General features: G+C 67.3%; 10 protein-coding genes and 1 pseudogene. 1 reads left to right on the top strand and 10 read right to left on the bottom strand.

Features of this window, described 5'->3' with window-relative positions; translation table 11 throughout:
• Nucleotides 1-229: 229 nt before the first annotated feature.
• The 6 genes and pseudogenes from K3G64_RS04485 to K3G64_RS04460 form a co-directional block, all read right to left on the bottom strand.
• The gene (locus tag K3G64_RS04485) at nt 230-649 is read right to left on the bottom strand and encodes a hypothetical protein (protein WP_238889295.1); all 420 of its coding nucleotides are present in this window, start codon (nt 647-649) and stop codon (nt 230-232) included.
• Between the two features lie 97 nt (nt 650-746).
• Entirely contained in the window at nt 747-1433 is a 687-nt protein-coding gene (locus K3G64_RS04480; protein ID WP_238889293.1) for an LpqN/LpqT family lipoprotein, read from the bottom strand.
• 98 nt (nt 1434-1531) lie between these two features.
• Nucleotides 1532-4342, bottom strand: a complete 2811-nt coding sequence (locus K3G64_RS04475; RefSeq protein WP_370647098.1) for a helix-turn-helix transcriptional regulator — start codon at nt 4340-4342, stop codon at nt 1532-1534.
• Nucleotides 4343-4424: 82 nt separating this feature from the next.
• Complete coding sequence (locus K3G64_RS04470; protein ID WP_238889291.1) at nt 4425-4721, bottom strand: hypothetical protein; 297 nt, start codon at nt 4719-4721, stop codon at nt 4425-4427.
• Between the two features lie 129 nt (nt 4722-4850).
• Nucleotides 4851-7595 carry a helix-turn-helix transcriptional regulator gene (locus tag K3G64_RS04465; protein WP_370647097.1) on the bottom strand — a complete coding sequence of 915 codons (2745 nt, stop codon included), beginning with the start codon at nt 7593-7595 and terminating at the stop codon, nt 4851-4853.
• Between the two features lie 72 nt (nt 7596-7667).
• Nucleotides 7668-7847: pseudogene (locus K3G64_RS04460) on the bottom strand (RNA polymerase subunit sigma-24); the annotation flags it as partial.
• Nucleotides 7848-8319: 472 nt separating this feature from the next.
• On the opposite strand from K3G64_RS04460, the gene K3G64_RS04455 reads away from it, so the two are divergent.
• Nucleotides 8320-9960: a PE-PPE domain-containing protein gene (locus K3G64_RS04455; RefSeq protein WP_238889288.1), complete on the top strand. Its 1641-nt coding sequence runs from the start codon at nt 8320-8322 to the stop codon at nt 9958-9960.
• A gap of 54 nt (nt 9961-10014) precedes the next feature.
• Here the strand turns inward: K3G64_RS04455 and K3G64_RS04450 are convergent, their stop codons facing one another.
• The 4 genes from K3G64_RS04450 to K3G64_RS04435 all read right to left on the bottom strand — a co-directional run bounded on the left by K3G64_RS04450 (nt 10015) and on the right by K3G64_RS04435 (nt 13720).
• Nucleotides 10015-10911 (bottom strand): cyclopropane mycolic acid synthase family methyltransferase, encoded by an 897-nt coding sequence (locus tag K3G64_RS04450; RefSeq protein ID WP_238889286.1) that lies wholly within the window; start codon nt 10909-10911, stop codon nt 10015-10017.
• A 105-nt stretch (nt 10912-11016) separates the two neighbouring features.
• Nucleotides 11017-11877: a cyclopropane mycolic acid synthase family methyltransferase gene (locus K3G64_RS04445; RefSeq protein ID WP_238889284.1), complete on the bottom strand. Its 861-nt coding sequence runs from the start codon at nt 11875-11877 to the stop codon at nt 11017-11019.
• Nucleotides 11874-12752 (bottom strand): cyclopropane mycolic acid synthase family methyltransferase, encoded by an 879-nt coding sequence (locus K3G64_RS04440; RefSeq protein ID WP_238889282.1) that lies wholly within the window; start codon nt 12750-12752, stop codon nt 11874-11876. Before K3G64_RS04440 ends, K3G64_RS04445 begins: the two co-directional genes overlap by 4 nt.
• A 62-nt stretch (nt 12753-12814) precedes the next feature.
• Nucleotides 12815-13720, bottom strand: a complete 906-nt coding sequence (locus K3G64_RS04435; RefSeq protein WP_238950403.1) for an alpha/beta fold hydrolase — start codon at nt 13718-13720, stop codon at nt 12815-12817.
• Nucleotide 13721 lies beyond the last annotated feature (1 nt).

The following is a 13721-nucleotide window of genomic DNA, read 5'->3' as shown; positions in this document are numbered from 1 at the left end:
GACTTCCGACACGCTGTCAACCACCGATCCAAATATTGACGGTGGATTAAATGCGGCGCGACGAGCGAGGCTAGCAGGTCGGGCGCGTTGTGCTCGCCTCGTGTGGCGCGCGCGGTTGAAGAGTGGACCGTGAAGGCCTGCAATACCAGAATGCGAATCAACTCGGTTCGCGCTCATCACCTAGCGCTTTGCTGACGTGACCTGATTTCCTACCGTCAGCCCTCTTCGGTCAGCAGCCGGCGCCGAGGCCGATGAACCCTCCGCCGTAGGGCGACAGGTGGATGGCGCCGCCCAGTATGCAGGCTTCGAAGTTGAGCCCGAAGAAGTTGGGGAAGACGATGCCGAACAGCGGCACGAAGTTCGGGTTGGCCGGGCCGAACCAAAACAGCGAGTTCTGGAACGGGCTCTGGGCGGCCGCGAGGCTCGAGTCACCCACGATGGACGCCACTTCAGGGGCGCAAAGCGAGATGCTCGGGTCGCAGGCAGCGACGGTGTCGCCGCCAAGCGTCGATCCGATCGAGGCCAGCGGCGCCGGCGTCAGTGGGCTCCCATAAGCGACCGCCGCCGGCGCAAGCGTGGCAGCGGCCGCGACAGCCGACGCTGCTACGGCAAGTCGAAAGCGGGCGGCAGTACCCGAAGCACCAGTCATGATTCCCCCAAATTTGAGTTTCTTCCGCAAGTAGCTTCGCAGGCGAGTGGTGCAATAGGAATAGGGCGTTTCCCTATGGTTCGAGCAGGGGCGCACGCTACGGCGTGACCTTGGCCTGCTGGGCCAGGAAGGCCGTCGCAAGGGTCAGAGCCTGAACCTGCTCCGGCGTGCCGGGACTCTCGGCATTCAATTGGAGGACGTACGTACCGTCCTGGGCGGGGATCACCGTGGTCATCTGACCGATGGCTCGTTTGGCACCGAGTTTGGTGTATGCGCCACCGATCTGCGTCGTGTCATATCCGCCCACCTTGGTCGGCCCGCCGACCTTCGGGCCCTCGTAGCCCGGCAGCCGCTGGATCTCGGCGGGGGCGTACTCGAGGATCTTGGCAGGGTCCACATTCCCGGTCAGCTTGGAGACGTACGCGATGATCGTGCCCGTGTCGGCCGCCCCGGCCGGATCCGCGTAATCCATTGCCGTGTAGGCACCTTCGGGAGCGCGAGTGTTCGCGTCTCGCCACCCCGGCGGCACCGGTAATTCGATTGTGGGCGCCCCGGGGTCGCCGCGGCGAACCGGCGTCTCCGTGATGTTGTTCCGCTGGATGTACTCGGCGATCGTCATCTCCGGAGCGGCCTGCTCAGGAGCAGAAGTCGGCGCGCCGGTCGTCTGCGGTGATGGCGACGACGTTGCCGTCTCGTCGTCGGAACCGCACGCCGCCATCCCGAGCCCCAGCACAACAGCCACCATGGCCGCGATGACCCTATTGGCCCGCAGCGACGATCTCATCAAGCCCCCCAAGTCGACTCGCTCCCGGCCACAGCCTACGGTCCGCTCCCACCCGCCGCGGTGAAATCCGGCGGAGGCCACGGCCAGGTCCGCCATCATCAGCCCTCGCTCATCACCCGGCCCAGTTCGGCGCGCGACCTGATCCCCAGCTTGCGATACACCTTCGCCAGGTTGGACTCGACCGTCTTGGGGCTGATGAACAGCGCCGACGCGACGTCGCGCGTCGTCATGCCCGTGGCCGCGAGCTCGGCCACCCGCTGCTCGGAAGGCGTCAGACCCCACTCGTCCGTCGAGGACAAGCCGACGCGATCCAATTCCGCCCGCGCTCGGTCCGCCCACAGCGACGCGCCCAACGTCTCGAAGACCTCCAGCGCCTCGGCGAGCGTCGCCCGGGCGGTCTCCTTCTGGCGCTGCCTGCGCCGCAACTGACCGAGCACCAGCAGGGTGCGGGCCCGCTCGAACGGCATCGGCAGCCGCTCATGGTGAACGAGCGCCTGCTCCGCCATCTCCGCGGCGGTGGTCACCTGTCCGCGCGCGGCCAACCACAAGCTGCGACACCGCGCACCCGTCGCCAACATCCACGGCCGATCGACCATGCGCCCGTTTGTCTCCAGTGCCTCGATCAACGGTTCGGCTTCGGCCGCCCGCCCCAGCGCGATCATCGCCTCGACCGCATCGGGAATGTAACCCGCCGTGACGATTTCGGTCCCCGGGATGAACCCGAAGACATCGAGCAGCGGCTGCAGGGCCTGCAGCGCCTGTTCATGACGGCCGAGCGACACCTCCAGGAAGCCCACGCTGATCACCGCCCACTCCGTCAGCCGCGGCGAACCACAGCGATGGGCGCGCTCGATCGCCGCGACCGCCGTGCTGCGCGTCTCCTCCTCGCGGCCCGCATAGGAGGCGACGACGGTCTTCACGGTCATCGCGAGCACCTGCATGTGTTCACCACCGAGTTGTTGCGCCCGCTCCTTCATCTCCTCGGCGATGCGCGCTGCCTCGACGTACTCGCCTCGCCAGATTTCGGTGATCACCATGAACAGAGCCACGAAAAGGACGTCGGTTTCGGCACCGCGATCCACACAGCGCCGTCGCTCGTCGGTGAGCTGTTTGCATGCTTCATCGAGCCGCCCCGACCACGACAACAGCAGGGCACTGTTCGCGCTGGCTCGGAAGGTGAAGGGCGCGTCGCTGTTCGGATCTTCCAATGCGACCGCACGACGCAGGCTGACAAGATCGACGCCGCGCCCACACATGAACGCCACGCTGGCCCGCAGCCCCAGCGCGTGGCTGATCAGGTTGGGGTCGTCGACGTCCTCGGCCTGGGTGACCGCGCGCTCTGCATTCTGCAGTGCGGCCAACAAATCACCGGCGTTCAATTGCGCGCAGGACAACCACAGCAGCGTGTGGATGCGGAGCTCGGCGCTGTGTAAGGCGTTCTCGAGGGATTCCTCCAGCAGGCGCACCGCCTCGCCGAAGTCGTTGTGATGAATACGCTTCTGCGCCAGCAGGATCAACGCCCTGGCCCGGTCCGACCCGGGCCCCAGCCGGCCGAGCAGCCCGTCGAGCAGCCGTCGCGCACGTCCGAGGTCACCCGCCTGCAGGTGGTACTCCGCAGCCCGGATCCGTCGCTTCGAGGTGTCGCCGCCCAAACCGATTGCCAGTTCGATCAATTCGGCGCCGGCGGCCGGCGCACCCCTCGTTCGTGCGGTGTCGGCCGCGGTGTCGAGCGCCTTCAGCGTCGTCGGGTCGGCGCTCGAGGCGGCCAGGGCCATGTGCCTGGCCCGCAATTCCGGAAGCTCCACCGCCTCGGCGAGCGAGCGGTGCATCGCGCGTCGCTCATGTCGCATCGCGTCGGTGTACACGCTGCGCGCCAACAACGGGTGCGTGAAACACACAATGCCGCCCTCGGGGCCGCCCTCGATAGTGATGATGCCCTTGGCTTCCGCCTCGCCGAGCCGTTCCACGACGCGCTCCACGGTGGTGTCGGTGACGCGGGCGAGCAGGTCGGGGGTGGGCGCCGCGGCACACGCCGCGGCCAATAGCAGCGTCTGGGTCCCGCTGTCCAGCCGTCCGATTCGTCGGCGCATCAGCTCGGCAAGGGTGGCGGGCAGCACCGCCTCCGAAGCACCCGCCTCAATGGTGCGAGCCAACTCCAACGCGTAGAACGGGTTGCCGCCGGAGATGTCGCGGATGCGCACCATCGTCGGTCGGGAGAACGAGCGGCCGAGCCGCGCCGAGATCAACGCGTGCAGCGCGCCGAGGCTGAGCGGGCCGACGCGGATCCGGCCGATCTCCTCGCCGCCTCCTCCCGGCTGCAGCCACTGCGCCGCACCCGGCCCCTCGTGTTCGGTCCGCTCGGTGAGCAACATGCCCACCCGCCCCGTGAGCCGCTTGGCCGCCGCGGCCACCACGGCCTGGCTCGACGGGTCGAGCCACTGCACGTCGTCGAGTGCCACCAGCACCGGCGACCTGGCGGCCAGCAGTTCGATGACCGCGGCCAGCGCGGCTGCCACGACGCCCTGATCGGTCGGCGGTCCCTCCCCGTCGGCCCGCAGCAGCACCCGATCGACGGCGAGGCGCTGCAGGTCGGGCAGGTCCGTCAGCAGGGCCGGTTCGACGTCGTAGAGCAGGTCGGCCACCGCAGCGTAGGCGAAGGCGGTCTCGGCCTCACCGCTGCGCGCCGAGAGCACCCGGAATCCGCGGTCGCGGGCCTCGGAAACGCCGGCCAGCCACAGCGTCGTCTTGCCGACGCCTGCCTCGCCCTCGATGACGACTGCCGCCGGCCGCGACATCGCGGCCGACAGAACATCGGTGACGGCCCGGTATTCGGCCGGCCGTTCGATAACCCCCAAAGCCAGTGACCCCCTCGTCAGCAGCAAACCCGACCATACATCGTTATTGCTCAAACGGGTACCGTGGACGGGCCGGCGCAGGCAGGCCGATGCTTAGCGTCGCGAAATCAGTTGCCGAGGCGGCGGATTGGCAAACTCATGGATGTAGCTCCCGAATGCGGGTGCCGATATGCGCGGACAACCGATGATGCGGTGCGCCGGCCGCCGAGCAGGTCCGCGACACGACCTCCTGGGAGTCGGCTCCGAACACGCCGTAGAGCACTTCGTCGGTCGGAACCGACAAGGTGGCCAGCAGTCGAACGGACTCACCGGCCTCGGCGGCGCTGGCAGCGGCGGCATCCACCCGCGCGACGAGGTCGTCGACGCACTTCTCGCTGAGCTCCGGCAGGTACCATTCCGCCAGGTAGCAGGCGGAGTCCCCAACCGCTTCCATGCTGGAACGGTAGCTATTTGTCTCCCGCGATGAATCGGGTGTTTCCCTACGAATTCGTGATTATTGCGTTATCTAGTGCGGGCAGTCGCTGTCGGCACCCAGTGCCAAGACGCCCAACGCCGTCACGCCCTACGACGAGGAATCGGCGTTGCCGATCACCCGTCCCAGCTCCGCGCGCGAGCCGATCCCGAGTTTGCGGTAGATCCGGCTGAGATGTGCCTCAACGGTTTTCGGGCTCACGAACAGAGCCGCCGCGAGGTCGCGGTTCGTCTTGCCGGCGGCCGCCAACTGCGCCACCCGCTGCTCGGTGTGAGTCAGCGACATGTCGCGCGTCGGCGCGACGTTCACCCGTGCCAGCTCGGCACGCGCCCGATCGGCCCACAGGGGTGTTCCCATGTTCTCGAATGCCTGCAGCGCGGCCCGCAAGGTCGCGACGGCGCCCTCTTTGTGGCGTTGCCGCCGCTCGAGCTGACCCAAAAGCAGTTGCGTGCGGGCACATTCGAACGGCATCGGCACCTTCGCATGGTCCACCAGGGCGTCCTGGACGACGGTCAGTGCCCGCGGCACGTCTCCGGTGGCGGCCAGCCACATGCTGCGGCAGCGTGCGCCGACCGCGATCATCCACTGCCGGGACAGCCGAGTGCCGGTGCGCTCCAACGCTTCGATGAGCGGTTCGGCGTCGGAGTGACGCCCCAGCGCGATCATCGCCTCGACCGCGTCGGCGAGGAACGCTCCGGTCATGATCTCGATGCCGGGACGCTCCGCCAGCCCGTCGAGCATCGGCTGCAGTGTCGTCAGGGCCTGTTCATACCTGCCGAGCGACACCTCGAGGAACCCGAGCGTCATGATCGGCCACTCGGCCAGCCGCGCCGACCCGCAATCCTCGGCGATGCGCAGCGCCGCAGCGGCATCGGCACGAGCGTCGGCCTCGCGTCCGGAATACGCCGCCACGGCGGCGCGCACCGCCAGGGAGACCGCCAGTGAGCCGCCGACCTGCTCGGCACGCTCCCTGGTTTCGTCGGCCAGCACGGCTGCTTCGGTGAAGTCGCCGCGCCAGATTGCGATCAGCGTGCAGAAACCGGTGATGGCCATCAGATCGACCTCGGCGCCCCGTTCCACACATCGCTCCCGCAGCACGGCCATCTGCCTGGCCGCGGTGCCGAGTCGGCCGGTCCAGGCGTTGGTCAGCGCGTGAATGGCACTGGCCGAGAAGGAGATCGGAACCTCGGCGGCGGGATCTTCGAGTTCCAGCGCTCTCTGGAGTGTGGCCTCGTCGACTCCCTGCCCGAGGTGAAACTGCGTGTTGACGAGCGTCGCCAGGGCCTGGCTGAGCAGCGACGCCGAACCGTCCTGCTCGGCGTACTCCACGGCTTGCCGCGCGCTGCTCAGTCCCGCGTCGAACTCGCCCGTCATCGCTTGGACGAACGCCAGCGACATCAGCGTGCGGGCCTGCAGACCGGGATGACCCTGGGCATCGGCGAGTGCGCCCTCGAGGAAAGCACCGGCCTCGACGAAGCGGTCGCCGTTCGCCTGGATTCCCGCCATCAGGTTGCACGCCACGCTGCGCAACACGCCAGGCTCCAGCCCGTCGATCGTCGGTTCCAGCAGTCCGCGGGCGCGGTCGGCGTCACCCGCTCGGAAGTGGTGTTCGGCGGCGCGCACCCGGCGCACGGGCGTGTCACCGCCTAGCGACATCGCCAGATCAAGCAGTTCGGCCGCGGCGGCCGGTGCGCCGCGCGCGCAGGCCGTATCGGCGGCATCGTCGAGCGCGTCGAGCGTCGCGGAGTCCGCCGTGGCGGCCGCCAGCGCCATGTGTCGCGCCCTCAACTCGGGCATCAGCTGGACGTCGGCCAGCCGCCGGTGCACCGCGCGCCGGCGCGCGGGTTTGGCCTCGCTGTAGATGCTCTGCGCCAACAGCGGATGGGAGAACCGCACGAGGTTGCCCGCGATCGTGACGATGCCCTTGTCCTCCGACTCCTCGAGAAGCTCGACGGTGCGCTCCTGCGACATGCCCAGCACCGTCGCCACCAACTCGATCGTCGGGTTGGGGACCGAGGCCGCCGCCAACAGCGCGTCACCCGACGCGCTGTCGAGATCGCCGATGCGCATCCGCATCAACTCGGCAAGCGTGGTGGGTAAGACCGGTTGGGCGCCGCCGGCGCCGAGATCGATGGCGCGGGCAAGCTCGAGCGCATAGAAGGGATTGCCGCCGGAGATGTTCGCGATGCGGGTCATCACCGGCCGCGAGAAGGATCTGCCGAGGCGCTTCGAGATGATCGCGTGCAGACCGCCCAGGCTCAACCGACCAACCTCTATGCGGTCCATACCGCCCGGTCTGCTCAGCTGCAGCCACGCCGCTGCATCACGATCGGGATCACACCGCTCGGTCACCAGCATTCCGACGCGGCCGTCGAGGTGCCGGACCGCGAACGCGAGCACCACTCGACTGGACGGGTCCAGCCAGTGCACGTTGTCGACCGCGACGATCAGTGGGCTGTCCGCCGCGATCATGTTGAGCAGCACCGCTATCGCCGCCGCCACGGTGTGCTCGTTGGTCGCGGGGCCGTCGGCGCTGTCTCGCAGCAGAACTCGGTCGATCGCGAGGCGTTGCGTGTCGGAGAGCTGCGCGGCTAATTCCGGCTCCACGACGGAGAGCAGGTCGGCCAGCGCCGCGAACGGGAGAACGAAGTCGGTGGGTCCCATCCTCGCCGAGAGCACGCGGAAACCGCGTCGCCGAGCCCGGTCGAGGGCGTCCAACCAGACGGTGGTCTTGCCGATGCCTGCTTCACCCTCGATGACGAGCCCGCTGGGTTGGCGTTCGGCCGATTGCAGGAAGTTATCCACCGCGCGCCGTACGGCAGAGCGGTGCACCACCCCCGAAGAATCGACCCCACCCGATTGCATACGCCGAGAAATGTACCCCCTCGGCCCCGCAAGCGTGGTCGGTCAGCCGCCGCACTCCGCGACGCGGCGGGCCAGGAACCGTCGGGCAGGCTCGGAACCGTTGTGCTGCAGAGCAGTTCCGTACCAGTGCGCGGCCTCGGTGACGCGGCCCGCGCGGCGGAGCAGGTCGGCGCGGATGGTGGCGACCGTGTTGGACCGGGCCAACCGCGGATCCTCGGCGACCGTGAGGTCACCCGACACGCCCGCCAGGCGGTGCACCTCGACCGTCGTCGCCGGGATCGTCGAGGCGATCACTCTCCCACTCGGCGGTGTCGGGGGTGCACTCGTGGTCGGGCGGTTCCAGCAGCAGCGCGAACCAGTCGCTGCCGACGGGCGCCGTCGGGCCCTCCCACCCGACCATCGGCCACAGTTCGACAGCGCCTTCGCGGCAGGCCGGGATTGCCGAGGCGACTTTCAGCGCGTCGTCGAGAATGTCGGCCTCCAGAACGTAGTAGCCGCCATGATCTCGGCCTGGGTGGCGGCGTCGGGTTCGTCGGTCGACTGCGGGCCGAGCAACAGCGCAAAGTAGTGCATGAGAGACCTTTCCAGTAGCGAGCGGACCCTTGCGTCCCACTCTTATCCGATCGACGAACACGGTCGGGACAATCCGACAGTTCTCCCGAAAATGGCCTTGTCGATATGTGAAGGTTGACGGATGCGTCAGGCCGTCCGCATCACCTTCCTGTTCATCCTCAGCGCGCTGAGCACAGCCGTCCTCGCCGCGATCGCCGCGGTTTTCTCGGCGATTAGCCTGGCCGCGACCGCGTTGATCGTCCCGGGCACCGGCACCCCCGACGCGAACGTCGTCGCGGACTACCGGCAGAACTTCGTCGACCGCTACAGCTTCCCGTTCAACCCGGCGTGCACCTCCGACAATGGCTGCCTGCTGGACGGCATCGACTACCCGGCGTCGTTCTTCCCGCTGGTCATTTTCGACGGCTGGTGTGAGCCCGGCCGGTGCGAGACGTGGAACGCCTCGGTGGGTGCGGGCGTCGACGGGCTGTACACCGGCGTCGAGAACACCGTGGACCCCGAACTGCTGGTGCTCGGGTACTCGCAGGGCGGCGCCGTCGTCTCCAACACGTTGCGCCGCATCCAGCAAGACAACCCGGCGTTGCTGGACAAGATCGACACAGTCGTGATGATCGGCAACGCCTACAACCCCGACGGCGGCATCTTCACCCGGCTCGGCTTCCTGCCGACGATCCCGTTCCTCGACGTCACGTTCGGCCCCGCCACGCCCGTCGACACCGGCGTGGAGATGTTCGGCATCGGCTTCGAGTTCGACCCGGTGATGTATGCCCCGCACTACTGGGGCAATCCGCTGGCGATGCTCAACGCGGTCGCTGCATTCGACAACGTGCACGGGTTCTACCTGACGCCGAACGGCAACGGTCCGACCGACTCGATCGCCTACGGCTACACCGAACAGGAGATCGCCGACATCCTCGCGACCGGCTGCCCCGGCGACTACTGCCGGCTCGGAAGCGAGGGCAACGAGTACTACATGATCCCGGCCAAGAGCCTGCCGATCATGAACCTGCTCACCTCGCTGATCCCGGAGCAGCTCCGACCCCTGGTCCAGCCGATCGTCGAACTGGTGTCGCCGGTGCTCAGGGTTTTGATCAACTTGGGCTACGACTGGAGCGGTGATCCCGACCAGACTCGGTACCTGTCGATCCTGCCGTTCAACCCGTTCCAGAATTGGCTCCAGGTCGGTGTGGACCTCGTCGAGGCGGTCGTCGAGGGCGTCGAGAACGCGTTCGGCGGCGGGTCGATGATGATCGCGCCGCCGTCGGGCACCACGGAATTGGCTTCCTTCTCGGCAACCGCGGCCGAACTCGACTCGCAACCGCAGGGGGAGTTGCAGCAGAGCGGCGGTGGTGTCGAGGAGCTGCAATCTCAGGGCGAGCCCAGCGGTCAGCAGCTCGGGGATCTGAATGTCGTTGATCAGCAGCTGGTCGGGCAAGACGCCGAAGGTGGCGGCGAAGAGCAACCGTCTGAGGGGCTGGGCCTGGAGGTCGAGGAGCTTCAGAACGAGATCGACGGCCAGGAGATCGAGGAGCTCGCCAATGAGGCCCTGAACGAACAGCCGGACGCGCGGATCGAAGATCAGGAAGACGGCACGATCGACGCCGACGGCGGCAGCGTGTCACTGAGCTTCTCACCCGGCCAGCCCGAAAGCGCCGAGGGTGAGCAGGGCGCCGACCAGCAGGTTTCAGTGGGCGACCCCGGGCCTGCGCCGGCTGCCGAGGAATCCACCGAGTCGCCAGGTGACGAGCAAGCCGCCGCCTGACGATCAAGCAGAGTCCCCCCGCTCCAGGTGCGCGGGGGGATTCGCTTCTTCAGATCAGGCCGCGATGGCCGGCTTGAGATAGGTGACGAGGCTGACGTCGATGCTCTCGTCGATGAAGTAGAACTGGCAGCCCTTGAGGTAGCGCATGTAGTTCTCGTAGGTCTGCTCGTCGGTGGCCGCGATTGCGGTGTCCTTGCTGCGCTCGAGGCGGTCGGCCCAGATGCCGAGCGTCTTGATGTAGTGGTTGCGCAGCGACATGGCCTCGGGCACCTGGAAGCCGGCCTTCTCACCGTGCTCGATCATCATCTGGGTGGTGGGCAGCCGCCCGCCCGGGAAGATCTCGGTGATCATGAACTTGATGAAGCGGGCCAGCTCGAAGGTCAGCTTCTTGCCGCGGGCGGCCAGGTCGTAGGGGTGGTAGCCGACGCTGCTCTGGATCGTCATCCGGCCGTCCTCGGGCAGCACCTCGAAGCACATCTTGAAGAAGTCGTCGTAGCGCTCGAAGCCGAAGTGCTCGAACGCCTCGATCGACACGATGCGGTCGACGGGGGAGTGGAACTGCTCCCAGCCCTCCAGTCGGACGTCGAACGTGCGCTCGGTGTCGAGCTTGCTCAGCAGCTGATCGCAGTAGGCCTTCTGGTTCTTGCTCAGCGTCAGGCCGATGACGTTGACGTCGTACTTCTCGATAGCGCGCTGCAACGTCAGGCCCCAGCCGCAGCCCACCTCGAGCAGCGTCATCCCCGGCCGCAGGTCGAGCTTGTCGAGGTGCTGGTCGACGTTGGCGATCTGGGCCTCGGACAGCGTGGCGTCGGGACCGGTGAAGTAGGCGCAGCTGTACTTGCGCGTCGGGTCCTGGAACACACCGAAGAAGTCGTCCGACAGGTCGTAGTGCGCCTGGATGTCCTCGAAATGAGGAGTCATATCCTTCGTGCCGGTGGAGTTGTCAGACATGTTTCCCTCGGGGTTCTCGCGGACGTGATGAACCGATCATCACGTGTTGATCTGGTCGTACACCCTAGCGTTTAGCGGGTCGTCCACTCCAATTCGCCGCGCGCCCTACTTGGCGAGCGTGAACTGGTTGACGTCGATGTAGCCGCGCCGGAACATGTCCGCGCAGCCGGTCAGGTACTTCATATAACGGTCGTAGACCTCTTGGGACTGGATGGCGATGGCCTCGTCCCGGCGTTCCTGGAGGCCATCGGCCCAGATGTCGAGCGTCCGGGCGTAGTGCAGCTGCAAGGACTGGACACGGGTGACGGTGAAACCGCTGTCGGCGGCGTGTTCCCGGACCGCCTCGATCGTCGGTAGCTGCCCGCCCGGGAAGATCTTTTTGGCGATGAAGCTGGCGAACCGCGCGGCGTCCATCGACAGCGGGATGTTGCGGCCCTCGAGTTCGGCCAGCGGCAATCGGGTGATGGTGTGCAGCAGCATGACGCCGTCTGCAGGCAGCGCCCGGTGCGCCATTGCGAAGAAGTCGTTCCAGCGGTCGGCGCCGAAGTGTTCGAAGGCGCCGATCGACACAATGCGGTCGACGGGCTCGTCGAACTGCTCCCAGCCCTGCAGCAGCACCCGCTTGGACTGGGGGCCGTCCATCGTCGCGAACCTCTTCTGCACATGCTCATGCTGGTTCTCCGAGAGCGTCAGGCCCACGACGTCGACGCCGTGATCCTGGACCGCACGCGCCATCGTCGCGCCCCAGCCGCAGCCGATGTCGAGCAGCGTCATACCCGCCTGCAGATCCAGCTTGCCCAGCGACAGGTCGATCTTGGCGAGCTGAGCCTCGTGCAGCGTCATGTCGTCGCGCTCGAAGTAGGCGCAGCTGTAGGTCTGGGTGGGGTCCAGGAACAGCCGGTAGAAGTCGTCGGAGAGGTCGTAGTGCGACTGGACGTCGTCGAAGTGCGGCGTCAGGCCGGTCATGGCGCCGACTTCTGCAGCGTGAACTGGTTGACGTCGATGTATCCGACGCGGAAGCCGTGCGCGCAACCGGTGAGGTAGTGCATGTAGCGGTCGTAGACCTCTTCGGACTGCACCGCGATCGCCTCGTCGCGGTGCTCTTCGAGCGCTGCCGCCCAGCAGTCCAGCGTGCGGGCGTAGTGCGGTTGCAGGGACTGCTCGCGGGTCAGGGTGAAGCCGGCCTCGGCGGCGTGCTCGCCGACCAGTTCGATGGTCGGGAGGTATCCGCCGGGGAAGATCTCGGTCAGGATGAACTTGACGAACCGCGCCACCGAGAACGTCAGCGGCATACCGCGTTCGGTCATCTGCGGCAGCGTCAGCGCGGTGATGGTGTGCAGCAGCATGACGCCGTCGTCCGGCAGCACCCGGTGGGCCATCGCGAAGAAGTCGTCCCAACGGTCCTTGCCGAAGTGCTCGAACGCGCCGATCGACACGATGCGGTCGACCGGTTCGTCGAACTCCTCCCAGCCCCGCAGCAGCACCCGCTTGTCGCGCGGGCTCTTCGAGTCGGCCAGCCGCTGCTCGACGCGGGCGTACTGGTTCTCGCTCAGGGTCAGGCCGACGACGTTGACGTCGTAGCGCTCGATCGCCCGCAGCATCGTCGAACCCCAGCCGCAGCCGACGTCGAGCAGCGTCATCCCCGGCTCGAGGCCGAGCTTGCCGAGCGCCAGGTCGACCTTGGCGAGCTGCGCCTCCTCCAGGGTCATGTCGTCACGCTCGAAGTAGGCGCAGCTGTAGGTCTGGCTGGGGTCCAGCCAGAGCTCGAAGAACTCGTCGGACAGGTCGTAGTGCGCCTGCACGTCGGCGAAATGCGGGGTCAGTTTGCGCGCGGTAGCCATAACGGTGTGAATCTACGTGGTCGAGGGCTTGGGTAACGAATCGAGAGTCTTGCAGCGTGGGGTCACGTGGCGGCACCGAAGTGCGACTTCAGCACGCCCACGATGTCGTCCCACAGCGGTTCGGGCAGTTCGTGGCCCATGCCGTCGAACAGCACCAGCCGCGAGTTCGGGACAGCCTTGGCGATGGCTTTGCCGCCGGAGGGCCGCATCAGCTTGTCGGCCTTGCCGTGGATGACGACCGTCGGTGCAGTTGTCTGCCGGTTGTACTTGCGCAGGCTGCCGCTGCCGGTGATGGCGTTGAACTGCCGTGCGATGCCATGCGGATTGAACGCGCGCTCGTAGAACGCGACCGCGTCGGCGCGCAACGTCTCCTCGGTCGCCGGGTAGGCGGGGCTGCCGATGATCCGGCTCACGCGGATCGAGTTCTCGATGATCTCTTCGCGGGGAGCCTTCGGCGACGGGCCGGTGATCACCGCCAGCAGCTGTTGCGGACCCGGCGGCGGCAGCAGTGGCTGATTATTGGACGAGAAGATGACGCCGAGCGTGTGGGTGCGGTGGGCGTGCCGCGCGGCGAAGATCTGGGCGATCATGCCGCCCATCGAACCGCCCACGACGTGCGCGCGGTCGATGTCGAGGTGATCGAGCAGCGCGGCGGCGTCGTCGGCCATGTCCTCGAGGGTGTACAGCGACGGGCTCTTGCGGCCAAGCAGCGAGCGCGCCATGTTGCCGACCCGCGACCCTCTGGGACGATGCCCGTCGAAGTAGCTCGACAGCCCGACGTCGCGGTTGTCGAAGCGGATCACCCGCAGGCCCTGGTCGACGAGCTTGCGGCAGAAGCCGTCCCGCCAGAACAGCAACTGCGCGCCGAGACCCATGATGAGCAGCACCGCCGGGTGGTCGGGGTCGCCCATGTCCTCGTAGTGGATCTGCAGCTCCCCGGACGGCGCCTTGCCCTCACGGACCTGCAAC

The organism is Mycobacterium sp. IDR2000157661, from assembly GCF_022317005.1.
Lineage (GTDB): Bacteria > Actinomycetota > Actinomycetes > Mycobacteriales > Mycobacteriaceae > Mycobacterium.
The sequence above is the reverse complement of the archived record's forward strand: the minus strand, read 5'-3'. Positions and strand labels throughout refer to the sequence as shown.